The 15,257-nt window shown below is 53.9% G+C and carries 16 protein-coding genes; 1 reads left to right on the top strand and 15 read right to left on the bottom strand.

Going from position 1 to position 15,257, the window contains the following annotated elements:
- Positions 1 to 8 precede the first annotated feature (8 nt).
- The 5 genes from spoVT to pth form a co-directional block, all read right to left on the bottom strand.
- On the bottom strand, positions 9 to 551 hold the full coding sequence (gene spoVT, locus E6C60_RS00220) for a stage V sporulation protein T (protein ID WP_138223929.1): 543 nt from the start codon (positions 549 to 551) through the stop codon (positions 9 to 11).
- Positions 552 to 831: 280 nt separating this feature from the next.
- On the bottom strand, positions 832 to 1,941 hold the full coding sequence (locus E6C60_RS00215; RefSeq protein WP_138223928.1) for a peptidylprolyl isomerase: 1,110 nt from the start codon (positions 1,939 to 1,941) through the stop codon (positions 832 to 834).
- A complete protein-coding gene (gene mfd, locus E6C60_RS00210; RefSeq protein ID WP_138223927.1) occupies positions 1,925 to 5,452 on the bottom strand; it encodes a transcription-repair coupling factor in 3,528 nt (1,175 codons plus the stop codon). The genes E6C60_RS00215 and mfd overlap by 17 nt, the downstream gene beginning before the upstream one ends.
- Before the next feature lie 202 nt (positions 5,453 to 5,654).
- The gene (locus E6C60_RS00205) at positions 5,655 to 5,885 is read right to left on the bottom strand and encodes an anti-sigma-F factor Fin family protein (RefSeq protein ID WP_138223926.1); all 231 of its coding nucleotides are present in this window, start codon (positions 5,883 to 5,885) and stop codon (positions 5,655 to 5,657) included.
- 101 nt (positions 5,886 to 5,986) lie between these two features.
- Positions 5,987 to 6,547: an aminoacyl-tRNA hydrolase gene (pth, locus tag E6C60_RS00200; protein WP_138223925.1), complete on the bottom strand. Its 561-nt coding sequence runs from the start codon at positions 6,545 to 6,547 to the stop codon at positions 5,987 to 5,989.
- 169 nt (positions 6,548 to 6,716) lie between these two features.
- Here pth and E6C60_RS00195 point away from each other — a divergent pair, with 169 nt between their 5' ends.
- Positions 6,717 to 6,866, top strand: a complete 150-nt coding sequence (locus tag E6C60_RS00195) for a hypothetical protein (protein ID WP_233281084.1) — start codon at positions 6,717 to 6,719, stop codon at positions 6,864 to 6,866.
- Positions 6,867 to 7,015: 149 nt separating this feature from the next.
- On the opposite strand, the gene E6C60_RS00190 is transcribed toward E6C60_RS00195, so the two are convergent.
- The 10 genes from E6C60_RS00190 to rnmV form a co-directional block, all read right to left on the bottom strand.
- Positions 7,016 to 7,969, bottom strand: coding sequence for a ribose-phosphate diphosphokinase (locus E6C60_RS00190; protein WP_138223924.1), 954 nt, complete (start codon positions 7,967 to 7,969; stop codon positions 7,016 to 7,018).
- 44 nt (positions 7,970 to 8,013) lie between these two features.
- Entirely contained in the window at positions 8,014 to 9,423 is a 1,410-nt protein-coding gene (gene glmU / locus E6C60_RS00185) for a bifunctional UDP-N-acetylglucosamine diphosphorylase/glucosamine-1-phosphate N-acetyltransferase GlmU (protein WP_138223923.1), read from the bottom strand.
- A gap of 109 nt (positions 9,424 to 9,532) precedes the next feature.
- The gene (gene spoVG / locus E6C60_RS00180; RefSeq protein WP_036696395.1) at positions 9,533 to 9,820 is read right to left on the bottom strand and encodes a septation regulator SpoVG; all 288 of its coding nucleotides are present in this window, start codon (positions 9,818 to 9,820) and stop codon (positions 9,533 to 9,535) included.
- 183 nt (positions 9,821 to 10,003) lie between these two features.
- A complete protein-coding gene (purR, locus tag E6C60_RS00175; protein ID WP_138223922.1) occupies positions 10,004 to 10,831 on the bottom strand; it encodes a pur operon repressor in 828 nt (275 codons plus the stop codon).
- A 95-nt stretch (positions 10,832 to 10,926) separates the two neighbouring features.
- Positions 10,927 to 11,781 carry a 4-(cytidine 5'-diphospho)-2-C-methyl-D-erythritol kinase gene (gene ispE / locus E6C60_RS00170; RefSeq protein WP_138223921.1) on the bottom strand — a complete coding sequence of 285 codons (855 nt, stop codon included), beginning with the start codon at positions 11,779 to 11,781 and terminating at the stop codon, positions 10,927 to 10,929.
- A gap of 169 nt (positions 11,782 to 11,950) precedes the next feature.
- On the bottom strand, positions 11,951 to 12,133 hold the full coding sequence (locus E6C60_RS00165; protein WP_138227546.1) for a small, acid-soluble spore protein, alpha/beta type: 183 nt from the start codon (positions 12,131 to 12,133) through the stop codon (positions 11,951 to 11,953).
- A 158-nt stretch (positions 12,134 to 12,291) separates the two neighbouring features.
- Entirely contained in the window at positions 12,292 to 12,567 is a 276-nt protein-coding gene (gene veg / locus E6C60_RS00160) for a biofilm formation stimulator Veg (RefSeq protein ID WP_138223920.1), read from the bottom strand.
- Positions 12,568 to 12,808: 241 nt separating this feature from the next.
- On the bottom strand, positions 12,809 to 13,693 hold the full coding sequence (gene yabG / locus E6C60_RS00155) for a sporulation peptidase YabG (protein WP_138223919.1): 885 nt from the start codon (positions 13,691 to 13,693) through the stop codon (positions 12,809 to 12,811).
- 112 nt (positions 13,694 to 13,805) lie between these two features.
- Positions 13,806 to 14,693, bottom strand: coding sequence for a 16S rRNA (adenine(1518)-N(6)/adenine(1519)-N(6))-dimethyltransferase RsmA (gene rsmA, locus E6C60_RS00150; protein ID WP_138223918.1), 888 nt, complete (start codon positions 14,691 to 14,693; stop codon positions 13,806 to 13,808).
- Positions 14,693 to 15,241, bottom strand: coding sequence for a ribonuclease M5 (rnmV, locus tag E6C60_RS00145; protein ID WP_138223917.1), 549 nt, complete (start codon positions 15,239 to 15,241; stop codon positions 14,693 to 14,695). The genes rsmA and rnmV overlap by 1 nt, the downstream gene beginning before the upstream one ends.
- Positions 15,242 to 15,257 lie beyond the last annotated feature (16 nt).

The raw sequence follows: 15,257 nt of genomic DNA, 5'->3' as shown, positions 1-15,257 counted from the left end.
CCGCCGGTTTACTGTTCCATTTGCTTGCCAAGGAAAGCAGCGGCGGTTTCCGCCATTTTCACTTCCATTTGGCCCATCTTGACAGACTCGTCCTTGTTCAGCATCAGCACACAGCCAATCGGGTCACCGCCGGCGACAATGGGAGCCGCAACAAAGGTGGAGAACTCCTCCGGATGATCCTTGCTGATTTCGTACGTGCCTTTGTTTTCTTCCAGGATGGTCTTGCGATTCTCCATCCCGGTCTCCAGCAGATTGCCCACCGGCTTGTCCATGTACTCCTTCTTGGAGCCTCCAGCTACAGCGACGAAGGAATCCCGGTCAGCAATAATGGTAATATGGCCGGTGCTTTCATACAGGGACTCTGCGTATTCCTTGGCGAAATCTCCAAGCTCTCCGATCGGCGAGTATTTCTTCAGGATGACTTCTCCATCCCGGTCTACAAAAATTTCGAGCGGATCTCCTTCTCGGATCCGTAGAGTACGACGAATTTCCTTGGGGATGACCACACGACCGAGGTCATCGATACGGCGAACGATTCCAGTAGCTTTCATTTCACATGCTGCCCCGCTTTCTTAAGAAGATTTTTCAACTACTGATCGGTATGGGAAGAGGATGTCCCCAGCCAGGTATGTTAAGTGAATGTCTGAGCTTAGTATTCATCCTTTCCTATAACCTTATACATCTTTGCCCTGAATTGGTTGCGTTAGAGGGTAAAAAAATCCATAACGCCATGGCGGCGTTATGGATTTACTGCGTCCAGAAGCCAAAAGACTGCCCCGGCCTGCGTTCTCCGGGACGAGTGCTCCCGGCATTGCCGGCGCCTTTAGCAGCTTACTTGCCGGTATCCTCTGCTGCAGGCTCCTTCGCTTCAGGCTCCTTGCTCTCCGCACCGGGATCGCTCGTGCCAGGATCGGCCTGTGGCGCTTGCTCCGCTCCGTTCTCCTGCTCCGTAGACGGCTCAGCCGGCGTCTCACTCTTTGGCAGCTGGATGCTCTCAATGATGCTGTCCAGCTCTGTATTCATGAACTCATCCACCTTACTGGAAGCCAGGTCACTGCGAATCTGATCCTTGCGCTCATCGCTGAGCTTGTCAAAGGTCATTTCCTCGCGGCTTTCGACCTTCATCACATGGTAGCCGTATTCGGTTTCCACCGGCTCGCTGACTTCATTCAGGGGCAGGCTGAGTGCCTTCTCCTTGAACTCGGGCACCCAATCCTTCACTTCATAGTTCTCATACAGACCGCCGTTAGACTGGGAGCCCGGATCCTCTGAATACTCCTTCGCAACCTCCGCGAAATCAGCCCCGCCATCCAGCTTGGACTTCACTTCATTTGCCAGCTTCAACGCATCTTCCTTCGTGCGCTCCTTGCCTTCACTATCGGTCAAGCGGATGAGCACATGGCGCAGCGTGACCACGGTGAAATCCTCCTGCTTCTCGTCAAAGGTGTTCTTGATCTCTTCATCAGTCACCTTGTTCTTCTGGTCTTCCATAACTGTCATGACGCGCAGCATGTAGCTTCTCAGGTCATCCTCGGTCAAGCCCTGAGCTGTGAGCGCCGCTTCCAGCGCCTCGGCTCCCATGGCCTCCTTGTTCTTATCGACCAGCTCGTCCGCCTGCTTCTTCGCGGCTTCCCTGGATTCCTCGCTGGCATCCACCGCCAGATACTCATAGGCTGCGCCCTGCTTCGCGAGATATTCTTTGAATTCGTCCATCTGCGCGAACTGTGCAAATTGCGGTGACATGAACTGCATCACCTTCTGCTCCAGCTCAAATTCTTTCTCTGTGATCTCCCCGCCCTTATACTTCACAACAATCTTGCTGTTGTCCTCCGGCGCAGGTGCTGCCGCGTTCTCGTTCCCGCAGGCAGCCAGTGATATAGACAACATGGCGCTCATCGTCACCATGAACAGCTTTCCCGACTTCTTATTTCTTGACGGCATTCTGTAAATCTCCCTTCCCGTTAAATGACTCCTTCGCAGCCTCAAGAAACTGTTCCAGCAGCTTCAACAGCTCCGGATCTTGAAGTCCTTTGCACTTCAGGCGTATCGACATGCCTGAGCCCTGCTCAAATTGTACACGCTTTTCGAAGGAACTTCCAATCTGTGAAAGGCTGTTCCTGTTCACTATTTTATCCTGTCCTTCGTAAAACTGCAAAACAAGGTCGTCCCCGCGCTGCGTAATGGAGTCGATTCCGTAGCTCCGTCCGTATATCTTCAGCCTCGACACGGCAAGCAGGTTCTGAACGGCCTCCGGCAGCTCACCGAAGCGGTCCAGCAGCTCATCCTCCAGCTCTGCAGCCTCCTCAAAGGATGCCACCGCCGCCACTTTTTTATAGATCTCAATCTTCTGAATGCTGTCATAAATATAGTCAGAAGGAAGATAGGCATCGATTCCAAGATCCAAGGAGGTGTTCCAATCCCGGGACGGCTCCTGCGGCTCGCCCAGCATAGTGACCTTCCGCTTCTGGATTTCCTCCGCCAGCATTTGGGAATACAGATCAAACCCGACGGAGGCGATGAAGCCGTGCTGCTCCGCCCCGAGCAGATTGCCCGCTCCCCGGATAGACAAATCCCGCATGGCAATCTTGAAGCCCGAGCCGAGCTCCGTAAATTCCTTGATGGACTGCAGCCGCTTCTCGGCAACCTCGGTTAACACCTTATCCCGCTGATACGTAAAATACGCATATGCGATCCGGTTGGAACGGCCTACCCGCCCTCTCAGCTGATAGAGCTGGGACAAGCCCATCTTATCCGCATCGTGCACGATCAGGGTGTTCACATTCGGGATATCTACGCCGGTCTCGATAATGCTCGTACTGACCAGCACGTCATACTCCCCATCCAGAAAATCCAGAATCGTCTTCTCAAGCTCTGTTTCACTCATCTGTCCGTGGCCCACGCCCACCTTGGCCTCAGGCACCAATTCTGAGATCTGGGCAGCCATTTCCTGAATTCCCTGCACCCGGTTATACAGATAGTAGACCTGTCCGCCTCGGGCCAGCTCCCGCTCAATCGCTTCGCGGACAAGCGTCTGGCTATGCTCCAGCACATAGGTCTGCACCGGAAACCGGTTTTCTGGCGGGGTTTCAATGACCGACAGATCACGAACGCCCAGCATGGACATATGCAGGGTCCGCGGAATCGGAGTGGCGGTGAGGGTCAGCACGTCCACGTTCGTCTTCAGCCGCTTCAGCTTCTCCTTATGAGTAACGCCAAACCGCTGCTCCTCATCGACAATCAAGAGGCCTAGATCCTTGAATACCAGGTCCTGCGACAGCAGGCGATGCGTTCCGATCAGAATATCAACCGTCCCCTGCTTGACCTTCTTAATCGTTTCATTCTGCTCCTTGCGGCTGCGGAAGCGGCTCAGCACCTCAATGTTCATCGGATAGGTTGAGAAGCGCTCCCGGAACGTTTCGTAGTGCTGCTGGGCCAGGATCGTCGTTGGCACCAGCACAGCCACCTGCTTCCCTTCAATCGCCGCTTTAAAGGCTGCACGGACAGCAACCTCGGTCTTGCCATAGCCGACGTCTCCGCACAGCAGGCGGTCCATCGGGCGGTTCTGCTCCATGTCCTTCTTAATTTCTGTAATCGCCCGCAGCTGGTCCGGCGTTTCGTCATATGGAAAAATATCCTCGAACTCCTGCTGCTCAGCCGTGTCCTTCTCAAAGCCGTAGCCCGGTGCGGACTGCCGCTCGGCATACAGCTTGATCAGATCATCCGCAATATCCTGGACGGAAGAGCGAACCTTGTTCTTCACTCGCGTCCATTCGTTGCCGCCCAGCTTGTAAATTTTCGGCTCCTTGTCCTCCGAGCCTACGTATTTCTGGATCAGATCAATCTGCTCAATCGGTACCGATAGCTTGTCACTGCCCGCATATAAAATATGCATATAGTCTTTATGAATGCCATTGATCTCCAGCGTACCAATGCCCAGATATTTGCCGATCCCGTGGTTTTGGTGCACAACATAATCGCCGACCTTCAGCTCGGTATAGCTCTTGATCCGCTCGGCATTATCCATATTACGGCTTGTTTTTCTCGTCTTCCGCTGCTTCTGCGAGAACATCTCTGCCTCGGTAATGACTGCTGCATGCACGGAAGGGAGCTCGAAGCCGTTCTGCAGGCTGCCTTCAAGCAGCATCGGCTCCTCAATGCTATAGTCGTGCAGCACCCGCTTCATCCGGTCCATACGCTCGGCATCGCCGCCGAGCATCATCACCTTGATCCCGGATTTCTTCCATCTTTCCATCTCGGCCTTCAGCACGTTCATTTGGCCATGGAAATCCTGCATGCCGCGGGTAATGAAATTGACGATATTTTTCGGCTGCATCCGCGGCACCTGACGCAAAAAGACCGAGATCAGCAGGCTTTGGTAGCGTTGCTGGTAAATGACCTCTTCATGCTCCAGCGAGAGCGGCAGGCTTGGCAGCGACTTCCCGTGCTGAATCAGGTGCAGGTTCCACTCCGCTTCATCGCGTTCCAGCTGACGGGCGGTTTCCAGCAGGCGTCCTGGCTCATCCAGCACCAGAATCGTATCCTCTGCCATGTAGTCATACAGATGAGCGTGCTCCGGATATAGCAGCGAAATGTATTTATACATTTCCGGGAAATAAATACGCTCCCGCAGCATTTCCGCCTCCCGGCCGATCTCTTCCTTCAGGCGCTGCTTCGCCTGCCGGTCTGTCATGCGCTCCAGCTGGGTATCCAGCAGACTCAGCACAGTATCCGCTGCACGATTCAGCGACTCCTGACTCGCGATAATTTCTTTGCAGGGCGTAATCAGCACCTCACGGACCTTGTCAATCGAGCGCTGATCACCGGGGTCAAAGGTGCGGATGGAGTCGATGTCTTCATCGAAGAGCTCCACCCGGTATGCATGACGGGCTGTCATGGGATAAAAGTCGATAATGCCGCCGCGGACGCTCATCTCTCCCCGGGATTCTACCCGCTCCACGCGCTCATAGCCCATCTCGATCATCTGGTTGAGGAAGGCATCGAGCGCAAGCAGACCTCCTTCCTGCAAAAGGATACGCGCATCCTTCATCGCCTCCGGAGCGGGAAGCAGCCGCCGCACCCCTGAAATCGGAGCCACGACAAGGCCCCGGAAGCCGCGAGCACAGCGATGCAGCACTTCAATTCGCTGGGCAAGGGCCTCCGGGCTGGATACGGCCGATTCGGCCGCCACAAGCTCATTCGCCGGGTACAGCAATACATCCTCCGGAGATAGAATCTCCTGAAGGTCATCGTAAATTTTCTGGGCCGAGAACATGTTGTGGGTCACAACCAGCACAGGACGCTGCTGATTCTGCATCACCCCTGCGATCATGACCTGCCTGGAGGAGCCGGTAAGCCCGGATATGAGCTGATCTCTCATCCCGGAAGCCAGTCCCGCTGTAATGGATTGAAAATCCTTATCCTCGGAAAAAACATCAATAAGTGCTTGTAGCAAAAGGGGCACCTCTCTTTATGCAAGCGAAATATAAAAAGCTCATCAGTAATTGAAAAGAAGCCTTCAGCATGTCTGCCAAGGCTCTTGTAGTCAGTGGTTCTGTCTGTCCTAGGAATCCGTCATGAAGAGATGTACAGGCTGCGTCATTTAGGACAGCGGCTGCATATAGGCCCCGTGCAGGCTGCATCATTGACTGCCCACTCTATTGAAGCGGGCTCGCCAGCAGGCTGAGCTCCGGATGCATCTCCAGCGCTTCCCGGCAATGATCGCAGGTCACGTTGACAATCATCTCTCCGTTAAAATCATACGCTATTATATCCCTGCGTTCCTCGGGGGTCAAGGCATCCAGCCCGAGCCTCGATTCGGAAATGCCGCGGGAATCAATCACGCCTTGATGGGTCCGGCAGTGTCTGCAAACATAATTTATCGCCATTGTATGCCTCCTGGGAATGGTTTATGTTCCTCAGTATGTCCCTATTCAGAGACTTTAAGACAAGCTTCCGTTGGCAATGAGAGAGAGATTCTCGAGTACTTCTAGCCGTTGAACCGCTGCATAGTCTGCTCGAAGGTATGGCTCAGGCTGTGCTCCAGAGCGTCGCAGGTGCTGTGGATCATTTGCTGCAGCGGCTCCTGCTCCTGCTTGGGAAAGGTCCCCAGCACATAGTCGACGACAGCCCGTCCCGGAGTCGGCCGGGAAATGCCCATGCGCACCCGGTTGAAGCTCTGCGTGCCTGTATGCTGAATGATCGACTTGATGCCGTTATGTCCACCGGCACTGCCCTGGTAGCGCAGACGAATTCTGCCGACGGCCGTATCCAGATCATCATAAACGACGATCATATCGTCCAGATGAACTTTATAATAATCCATATAAGCCCTGACGGCCTCGCCGGATAAGTTCATATACGTCATCGGCTTCATCAATACAGCCTTCTGACCGTTGATGATCCCTTCTGCGATCACGGATTTGCATTTGCTCTGATTAAAGGTGAAGCCATGCCGGGAGGCCAGCTCGTCCAGAGCCATAAACCCGACATTATGGCGGGTCTTCTCATAGGCGGGGCCCGGGTTGCCCAGGCCGACAATCCATTTCATGAGTAAACGTCCTTTCTGCAATTATGCTTTCCTCTTTCCCCTATTCTAAAGTACAATAGATGGACAAAGGACATGTGATAGTCATGTCATCATCCCGACATAAGAAGGTGGAGCGCTATTGGATCATACGAGGAAGATGTTGACGCACCACAGCCACTTCCAGTACCACATGAAGCATGGAATCCCCGTTCAGGTCTATGACCAGGGAGTTCATATTACACTGGGCTGCATCACAGCCGTGGAGCCGCAGTTTGTCGAGATTGAGGGCGCCGTATACAATCGGAACTGCTTCACGTTCGTATCCCGTCCCGGATATTGACGTTTCGCTGCCCTTCCCGCCCCTTATTGAAAGCGGTTACCCGCTATGGATAGGCTGTCATATGCAGTATCAGTCCATCGGCGTATAGCCGCTAAGGGTTACCGCTCCTTAGGAAGGTGCGGTAACCCTTAGCGCTGGCCTGATGCCGGTTATTCGATCTCGAACAGCTTGCTGATGGACAGCTCTTCATGGACACGGATAATAGCCTCGCCCATTAGCGGAGCTACGGACAATACTGTCAGCTTGCTGCTTGGGTTTGGATGGGTAATCGGAATCGTATCCGTCACAATGACTTCCTTCAGCGGCGAATTCTCCAGCCGCTCCATCGCCGGGCCGGAGAGCACCGGATGTGTACAGCAGGCGTATACTTCCTTCACGCCGCCCTCCATCAAGGCATTGGCTCCCAGCACAATGGTGCCGGCTGTATCAATAATATCATCGATCAGAATAGCGGTCTTGCCTTCAATATTACCGATAATGTTCATCACTTCGCTGACATTCGGCTCCGGACGGCGCTTGTCGATAATCGCCAGCGGGGCATTCAGGAAATCAGCGAGCTTGCGGGCGCGGACGACACCGCCATGGTCTGGAGATACGACCACCGGGTTCTCGATTTGCTTGGACCGGAAATACTGGGCAATGATTGGCACCCCCAGCAAATGGTCTACCGGAATATCGAAGAAGCCCTGGATCTGCATCGCATGCAAATCCATACAGATGACGCGGTGAGCACCAGCAGTTTCGATCAGGTTCGCTACGAGCTTTGCTGTGATTGGATCACGCGAGCGTGCCTTGCGGTCCTGCCGGGCATAGCCGTAGTAAGGAATAACAACGTTAATGCTCTTGGCCGATGCGCGCTTCAATGCATCCACCATAACGAGCAGCTCCATCAGGTTATCGTTGACCGGTCCGCAGGTAGACTGCACGATATATACATGACAGCCGCGGACGCTCTCGGAGAGCTTGACTTGAATTTCGCCGTCGCTGAAGCTGGTGGTCAGCGAATCGCCCATCGGAATGCCGATGTAGTCTGCGATTTGATGGGCCAGCTTGGGATTGGAGTTACAGGTGAAAATTTTTAATTTGGAATCAAGATAAGTCATAAAATAAAAACCCTCCGTGCTGGTTCAATTGTGTAGCTGCCTGATCACTCCGGCTTGGACGAGGAATTGCTGCTCTTCTTGGCCTTGGCGCGGGAGCGGATTTTCTCGGCGTATCCCGGCTTGTTCTCCTGGCGCACTCTGGCAATCGCCAGATCATTCTCCGCTACGGAATGCGTGATCGTGGAGCCGGCTACAACGAATGCGCCCTTGCCCACTTTTACCGGGGCTACAAGATTAACATTGCTGCCGATAAAGGCATCATCTTCAATTTCAGTAACAGATTTATTATAACCATCGTAGTTCACGGTTATCGCGCCGCAGCCGACATTTACGTTCTTGCCTACCGAGGCATCGCCGATGTAGCTGAGGTGAGAGACCTTGGAGCCATCATCAATGACGGCATTCTTCACTTCCACGAAGTCACCGATCTTGACGTTCTGGCCCAGCTTGGTGCCCGGACGAAGATACGCATAAGGCCCGACAGACGTTTCTGCCCCCACCTCTGCTTCGCACAGTACCGAATATTTCACGGTTACGCCGTCAGCGAGAGAAGAATCTTCAATCTCACTGTTAGGTCCCAGCGTACACTGACTTCCGACTGTCGTGCTTCCCTTCAGAAACGTTCCCGGATAAATCACGGTATCGCTGCCGATCTGAACATCTGCCCCGATGTACGTAGAGGACGGATCGATCAGCGTGACTCCGTTCAGCATATGACGTCTTGCAATGCGCTCCCGCATCAGAGCTTCGGCTTGCGAAAGAGCGAGACGGTCGTTCACGCCGATGGACTCTGCCTCATCCTCTGTCTGGTAGCCCAGCACCTTGTCGCCAGATTGCTTCAGGATGCTGATACAGTCGGTCAAATAATATTCCTGCTGAGCATTCTGGTTCGTGACCTTCTCCAGCGCGGCGAACAGCTTGGCATTATCGAAGCAATAGGTACCGGTGTTAATCTCGCACACCGCATCCTCTTCCGGACTGCAATCCTTCTGCTCTACAATGCGCAGCACATCGCCCTTCTCGCTGCGGATAATCCGTCCGTAGCCCTTCGGGTTGTCCATATGGGCTGTCAGAATGGTGACTGCCGCCTGATTGCTCTCATGCAGCTCCAGCAGTCCCTCAAGCGTCTCTGGTGTCACGAGCGGGGTATCACCGCAAATAACAATCGTAGAGCCTTCCTCCTGACCGATCAGCTCCTTGGCCTGCTTCACAGCATGACCAGTTCCAAGCTGCTGCTCCTGCAGCACATATTCCGCCGCATCACCCAGATAAGAGCGTACAGCTTCCGCGCCATGCCCGACCACGACGACGGTACGTTCCGATTTCACTTGTTCAACCGTTTGCAGCACATGACCCACCATCGGTTTCCCGCAGACGGGGTGCAGCACTTTATATAATTTGGATTTCATTCGTTTGCCCTGGCCAGCGGCGAGGACTACAGCTAATCTTTTCAAGGGCCCTGCCTCCTCCTCTTGAACTCACTACTGAATATATATCATTCTAGAAAAAAAGAAAAGAGAGCCACGGGTATGGCTCTCTTTTCTTCGAACCCCAATAGTAATCCTAAGCGCCTTCTTCAATGACTTCTTCCTCTTCCGTCGCAGCACGCTCGTATTCAGCCAGTACAGCAGACTGAATCTTCTCGCGGGTGCCGGAGGAAATCGGATGAGCAATATCGCGGAACTCCCCATCAGGAGTACGCTTGCTCGGCATAGCAACAAACATTCCGTTATTGCCGTCAATCACGCGAATGTCGTGAACGACAAACTCGTTATCGATGGTAATGGATGCGATTGCTTTCATTCTCCCCTCAGAGTTCACGCGGCGGAGTCTGACATCCGTAATTTGCATTGTGTGTTCACCACCTTTTTCCATCAGAGACTTGGTGTATAATTCCACACAGCAATTCCGAAATCCTTCTTTTTTTCTAACAAAATGTCCTAAAATCAGGAATTTTTTTCGAAATCAGATATTTTCGACAGACTTCGTCGGGATTCGTTTGAAAACGCTACAATATCGACAAATACAGCGCCCTTATTGTTGAAAGTAATTTCCGGGCCGAACCGTAATCATCTTGCTCCGCGCATCTACATCGTTCAGGCATGCAAGCGAAATATAATCCTGCAGCAGCCGCTCCTGCGATTCGATCGCACCGGACTCCACCAGCACACCTACGCCTGCAACCTCGGCATTAAATTCAGCCAGCAGATCCACCATGCCCTGAATCGTTCCGCCTGCCTTCATAAAATCATCCACGATCAAGACCCGGGACTGCTCCCGCAGCGCTCTCCGTGAGAGAGACATCGTATGAATGCTCTTATGGGAGCCGGATACATAGTTAATGCTAACCGCCGAGCCCTCGGTTACCTGATGGTCTCTTCGCACCAGGACCACCGGCAGGTTCAGCTGCGCTGCCGTCGCATAAGCGAGCGGAATGCCCTTGGTCTCTACCGTCATCACCACATCGATATCCCGATGCGCAAAGGCCGTAGCGATAATCTTGCCTGCCTCGTTCATTAGAGAGGGCTGTCCAAGAAGGTCGGACATATACAAATAGCCTCCCGGCAGGATCCGGTCAGACTGCTGCAGCTTGCCGCACAGCTCCTGAACAAAGTCCAGCGCACGCTCCTGGCTCAGCTTCGGAATATACCGCACACCGCCGGCAGCACCCGCCAGCGTCTGCAATTCACCGAGGCCCTCCTCCTCGAACACTTCCTTGATGATGGCCAGGTCCTCACTGATGGAGGACTTGGCTGCACCATACCGATCCGCAAAGGTCGTTAAGGGAATTAATGTATGGGGTTTAGCCAATAAGAACTGGGTCATATCGACCAGTCGTTCGCTGCGCTTTAATTTTTTCACGTCGTATCCTCACTAAATCCGAATATTATACAGTTAATATAACATTCTCGTACGTCTTTCCACAAGAACTTGTGGAATCGGCGCCCTTTTCTTGCTTATGTAAGCAGCCTAACCGCGTACACTTCCTTGCAGAAGCCGCGCAATCCGTTGTAGATCCGGGCCACCTTCGACTCCTTGGACACGAGCCCGAACACCGTCGGTCCGCTGCCGGACATGAGGGCGCCATCGGCTCCCAGCCTCAGCATCGCCTCCTTGAGCTGCTGCACCTCCGGGTGCAGCTTCGGTGTGACCTCTTCCAGCACGTTGCCAAGCTGCTCACACATCTCTGTGAAGCTTCCCTTGGCCAGCGCTGCAGTCATCTCCTTCGCGGAAGGGTGGAACTTTATCTGATCTGCCTTCAGCTTGCCGTACACCTCCGCCGTAGACACATTGATTGGCGGCTTGGCCACAATGGCCCAGCCCTGCGGCGGCGGGCTGACCGGGGTCAGAATCTCTCCCCGTCCCGTTGCCAGTGCTGTTCCCCCTGTCACACAGAAAGGAACATCTGAGCCCAGCTCTGCCCCGAAGGCGAGCATGTCCTCAAGCGGCATATTCAGTCCCCACAGCCGGTTCAGGCCGCGCAGCGCAGCCGCTGCGTCACTGCTTCCGCCTGCCAGCCCGGCAGCGACCGGAATGTTCTTGTCCAGGTGAATATGCACACCCTTGCGGACCCCGTAACGCTCCTTCACGAGCCTGGCCGCCTGAAAGGCCAGGTTCTTCTCATCCAGCGGAATGTAGCCCGCCTGGCTTGTAATCATAATCGTATCCCTTGGCTGCTCCTCCAGCTCCAGACGGTCTGCCAGATCGATCATGGTCATCACCATCTCCACCTCATGGAACCCGTCAGGCCTTTTGTGAAGCACATCTAGCATTAAATTAATTTTGGCCGGAGCCTTCTCGTATATTTTCAACACCGTTCACCTGTCCTTAGCATCTCCCATAAGCTCATACCTGACCCACAGGGGAAAAACATCTAATGCCTCTATATTAGCAAACCAGAACGTACAAGTCATTTATATGCGTCAAAAATGAAAAAGGCCTTCCCGAAGGAAGGCCGACGTTATAAGTGCCTTTGCTGCATTACTGCTGTGGTCCGCGGGCTGCGCGCTCGGCGAGCTCAATCGCTTTTTTGACCATATTGCCGGCGTCGCTGGCCTTGATCCCGCCCCAGCCCTCTTTTTGCACCGTGTCATAAAAACCGAGCTCCTTCGCCAGCTCATACTTCAGCTCTTCCGACATCATGCTTCTTCTTCTCCGGCTCACTGTTGAATCCGCCTCCTTGAACGTGATGTGGGGGTGACCGTCCTTAGTATGCTCCCGTTCTTCCTCCTCATGCCTTCCCATTCATGGAACGAACAGCAGCAATGCAACCGCTGCGCAAATAAAAACAGCCCCCTTCGGGAGCTGCCTGCACACAAAAGCTATGACTTGATATAGGTGATCTGCATCTGGCCTTCTTCATCCAGAACGACGATTTCAACCGTCTCTGTCAGTATATCAGCATAACTGTAAGACACACGTTTAAAGGTTTGCTGGTCCTGATCCAGCTTTACAATGAATACAGAAGGGTAGGTTTCTTCCAAAACACCAGTGCGCTCAACGGTCTTGCGGCGACCTCCGTTAGCCCGCAGCGCAATTTTTTGCCCCAAGTGGGCATCCAGACTGCGTTTGATATCCAACAGCGAATTTTTAGCCATTGTCAACGACCACCTCTTTCCTTGTCCATTATACCTATCAACCAGAAGACTGTCAAATCAAAACCATTAATTATATCAGCAACAAAAAATCATTGTCAATAACTTTTTTTGGGGCGGAAAAGTCTCATGCGTTGAGTCCTTATTATGCGCAACACAAACCAGCTGTATGCATTCGGATGACCGAATACATACAGCTGGTTTGCAGACATGATACAGGTGACAGGTGGACAGAGGTGACTGACTAGCTGATCGACGGCGTTACTTTGAGCGTGGACAGATCCTGCAGCCGGGGAGAACCGATCCGGTGGCTGCCCCGGGTCTCAATGCCGCCCAGCCCCTGCGTACCGCTAATGGTGTTATGCAGCACATCATTCATATTCATCGTTTCCCGAACCGACGTATAAGCCGCCTTGCAGGCGACATAGACGGGGTCCAGGGCATGGATCAGCACCCGGCCTGGCGAGCTGGCAAAATTGGCTCCGGTTTGCAGCATCGCCTCGAAATGCGACTGACAGGCGCCGGCAATGACGATCAGCGCATCCAGATTGCGCTCATACTGGCGCGCGGTTTCAATCGCCCGCACGAAATGGTGCGAATTTTTGTAGCTGTCCAGGCTGTACAAATCATAAGGCTGAGGGCGCTTTAACACCCCGTCATGGCCGGTTATGACGACGATATCAGGACGCACTCGCGGCAGCAGCCGATGCAGCGCATCAGCCATCGACGATTCATGCACATAATGCCCTTCCGCCGGGACTCTGAGCTGCTGATATAAAGCGAGGCTTTTTTTTAAATACATAGGGTCTCCATCCAGATGCAGCACTCTGCCCGGAACATCAAAATACCCCTTATCGCTGCTCGATCCCCATTCATCCCGTATTCCGTCCAGCCGCCGTGCACAATCCAGCTTCAGCCGGGTCAAGGATTCCTTCGCTTTAATTTGAGCCTGCTTGGTGCGCTCGCTGACCGCAGGCCGCGCAGCAGGCACCAGATCGCTCAGGGGTGCATCCGCCAGCAGCCGGAAATCTGTTCCCTTGATCACCGCTGCGTTGGGACGTACCGACTCGATCCGGAACGTCACATCCCCGCCATACGACCTGCGGACGACCAGGTCTCCTAAATTCATTTCAGCATCCCCCCTGACTTCATCCTATGGGCGCAGGCCGGGAAAGGTTCGCGCCAAGCACAAATAAACCGGGGAGCATCTCCCCGGTTTATTTGCAGCGTCTTGCAGGTATTTAAGAAAGCCCAATCCCGGCTTCCAGCAGCACATCACTGAGCCGTGCATACTCCTCCATACTTAGCGTCTCTCCGCGGCGGGTCGGCTCAATCCCGGCCTCCTGCAGCAGACCTTCCAGCTGCTCCCGCCCATCCTTCGGGAAATATTTGCTCTTCAGATTGTTCGCAATCGTCTTTCTGCGCTGGGCGAAGGAGGCCTGGATCACCTCGAAAAAGTGCTGCTCATTCTTCACCGCAACAGCAGGCTGATCCCGAACCTGAAGCCGGATGACCGCCGACTCTACGTTCGGCTGCGGAATAAAGACGGTGTGCGGCACCGTGCAGACCAGCCGCGGCTCTGCATAATACTGCACCGCAATGCTCAGGCTGCCATAATCCTTACTGCCCGGGGAGGCTGCCATGCGCTGCGCAACCTCCTTCTGGATCATGACCACAATATTCTCCAAGGGGAGCTTCTCCTCCAGCAGCTTCATCATAATCGGGGTCGTTACATAATACGGAAGGTTGGCAACGACGCTCACCTTGGATACCCCGTCAAAGCGCCTTGCAAACAGCTCCTTCAGATTCACCTTGAGCACGTCGCCATGCTCCACAGACACGTTGGGATACGGCTCCAGCACCTCCTCCAGGATGGGGATCAAGCGCTGGTCAATCTCCACTGCGGTGACCGTACCGGCCTGCTGAGCGAGCTTCTCGGTCAGTGCACCGATGCCCGGGCCGATTTCCAAAGCTCCCTTCTCCTTGGTCAGATCAGCAGCCTTCACGATATTGTGCAAAATATTCTGGTCAATCAGGAAATTCTGGCCGAGGCTTTTCTTAAATGAAAAACCGTGCCGGGCAATGATCTCCTTCGTTCGTTTCGGTGTTGATATATCTTCAGTTCCCATTAATGCTTCCCTCCGTCTTCAAGCGTAGCAGCCGCTGCCTGAAATTCCTCCGGTGTAATTTGAAACATGGCCAGCCGCTTCAGCAGCTGCTTGCCATTGCAATAGCCGATACCAAGCTGATTGCCGATCTGCATGCGTCTTGCCGCCGCATCTGGATGCAGCAGCAGCCCCGCCTCAATAACCTCCTCCATGGAGATCAGGCTGTCCGCTTTATCGAACGCTGTATGCACGCGAGAGAGGGCGTGCCGGATCGCCTCAACAGATGCATTCTCGACACCGATATCGCCCTTGCGGGTCGCATCAGCCTCCGGAATAAACGCGTGCTTGCAGCCCGGCACCTTGGCATCGATGATTTTGCGAATCCGCTCTCCCGCATGGTCGGGATCTGTCAGAATAATGACACCTCGCCGCTCCTGCGCAAGCTTCACCTTGGCAATGACCGCGCGGTTTACCGCAGAGCCTCCCGTCTCGATCGTATCGGCCTCTACAGCACGCTTCACCGCGACCGTATCATCCCGGCCCTCCACCACAATAACTTCCTTGATCATGCTTCATTCGTCCTTC

This window comes from Paenibacillus algicola (genome assembly GCF_005577435.1).
Taxonomy (GTDB): Bacteria; Bacillota; Bacilli; order Paenibacillales; family Paenibacillaceae; genus Paenibacillus_AQ; species Paenibacillus_AQ algicola.
Note: the sequence above shows the minus strand (reverse complement) of the source record. Positions and strands in the feature narration are given on the sequence as shown.

What these genes read in the sequence shown, in the direction of transcription:
- E6C60_RS00215 (WP_138223928.1), bottom strand. Translation starts at nt 1,941, where the DNA reads ATGCCGTCAAGAAATAAGAAGTCGGGAAAGCTGTTCATGGTGACGATG.
- yabG (WP_138223919.1), bottom strand. Translation starts at nt 13,693, where the DNA reads ATGAATTTAGGAGACCTGGTCGTCCGCAGGTCGTATGGCGGGGATGTG.
- rnmV (WP_138223917.1), bottom strand. Translation starts at nt 15,241, where the DNA reads ATGATCAAGGAAGTTATTGTGGTGGAGGGCCGGGATGATACGGTCGCG.
- spoVT (WP_138223929.1), bottom strand. Translation starts at nt 551, where the DNA reads ATGAAAGCTACTGGAATCGTTCGCCGTATCGATGACCTCGGTCGTGTG.
- veg (WP_138223920.1), bottom strand. Translation starts at nt 12,567, where the DNA reads ATGGCTAAAAATTCGCTGTTGGATATCAAACGCAGTCTGGATGCCCAC.
- E6C60_RS00190 (WP_138223924.1), bottom strand. Translation starts at nt 7,969, where the DNA reads ATGACTTATCTTGATTCCAAATTAAAAATTTTCACCTGTAACTCCAAT.
- pth (WP_138223925.1), bottom strand. Translation starts at nt 6,547, where the DNA reads ATGAAATGGATTGTCGGCCTGGGCAACCCGGGCCCCGCCTATGAGAAG.
- E6C60_RS00205 (WP_138223926.1), bottom strand. Translation starts at nt 5,885, where the DNA reads ATGGCGATAAATTATGTTTGCAGACACTGCCGGACCCATCAAGGCGTG.
- spoVG (WP_036696395.1), bottom strand. Translation starts at nt 9,820, where the DNA reads ATGCAAATTACGGATGTCAGACTCCGCCGCGTGAACTCTGAGGGGAGA.
- E6C60_RS00195 (WP_233281084.1), top strand. Translation starts at nt 6,717, where the DNA reads ATGAAGCATGGAATCCCCGTTCAGGTCTATGACCAGGGAGTTCATATT.
- rsmA (WP_138223918.1), bottom strand. Translation starts at nt 14,693, where the DNA reads ATGGGAACTGAAGATATATCAACACCGAAACGAACGAAGGAGATCATT.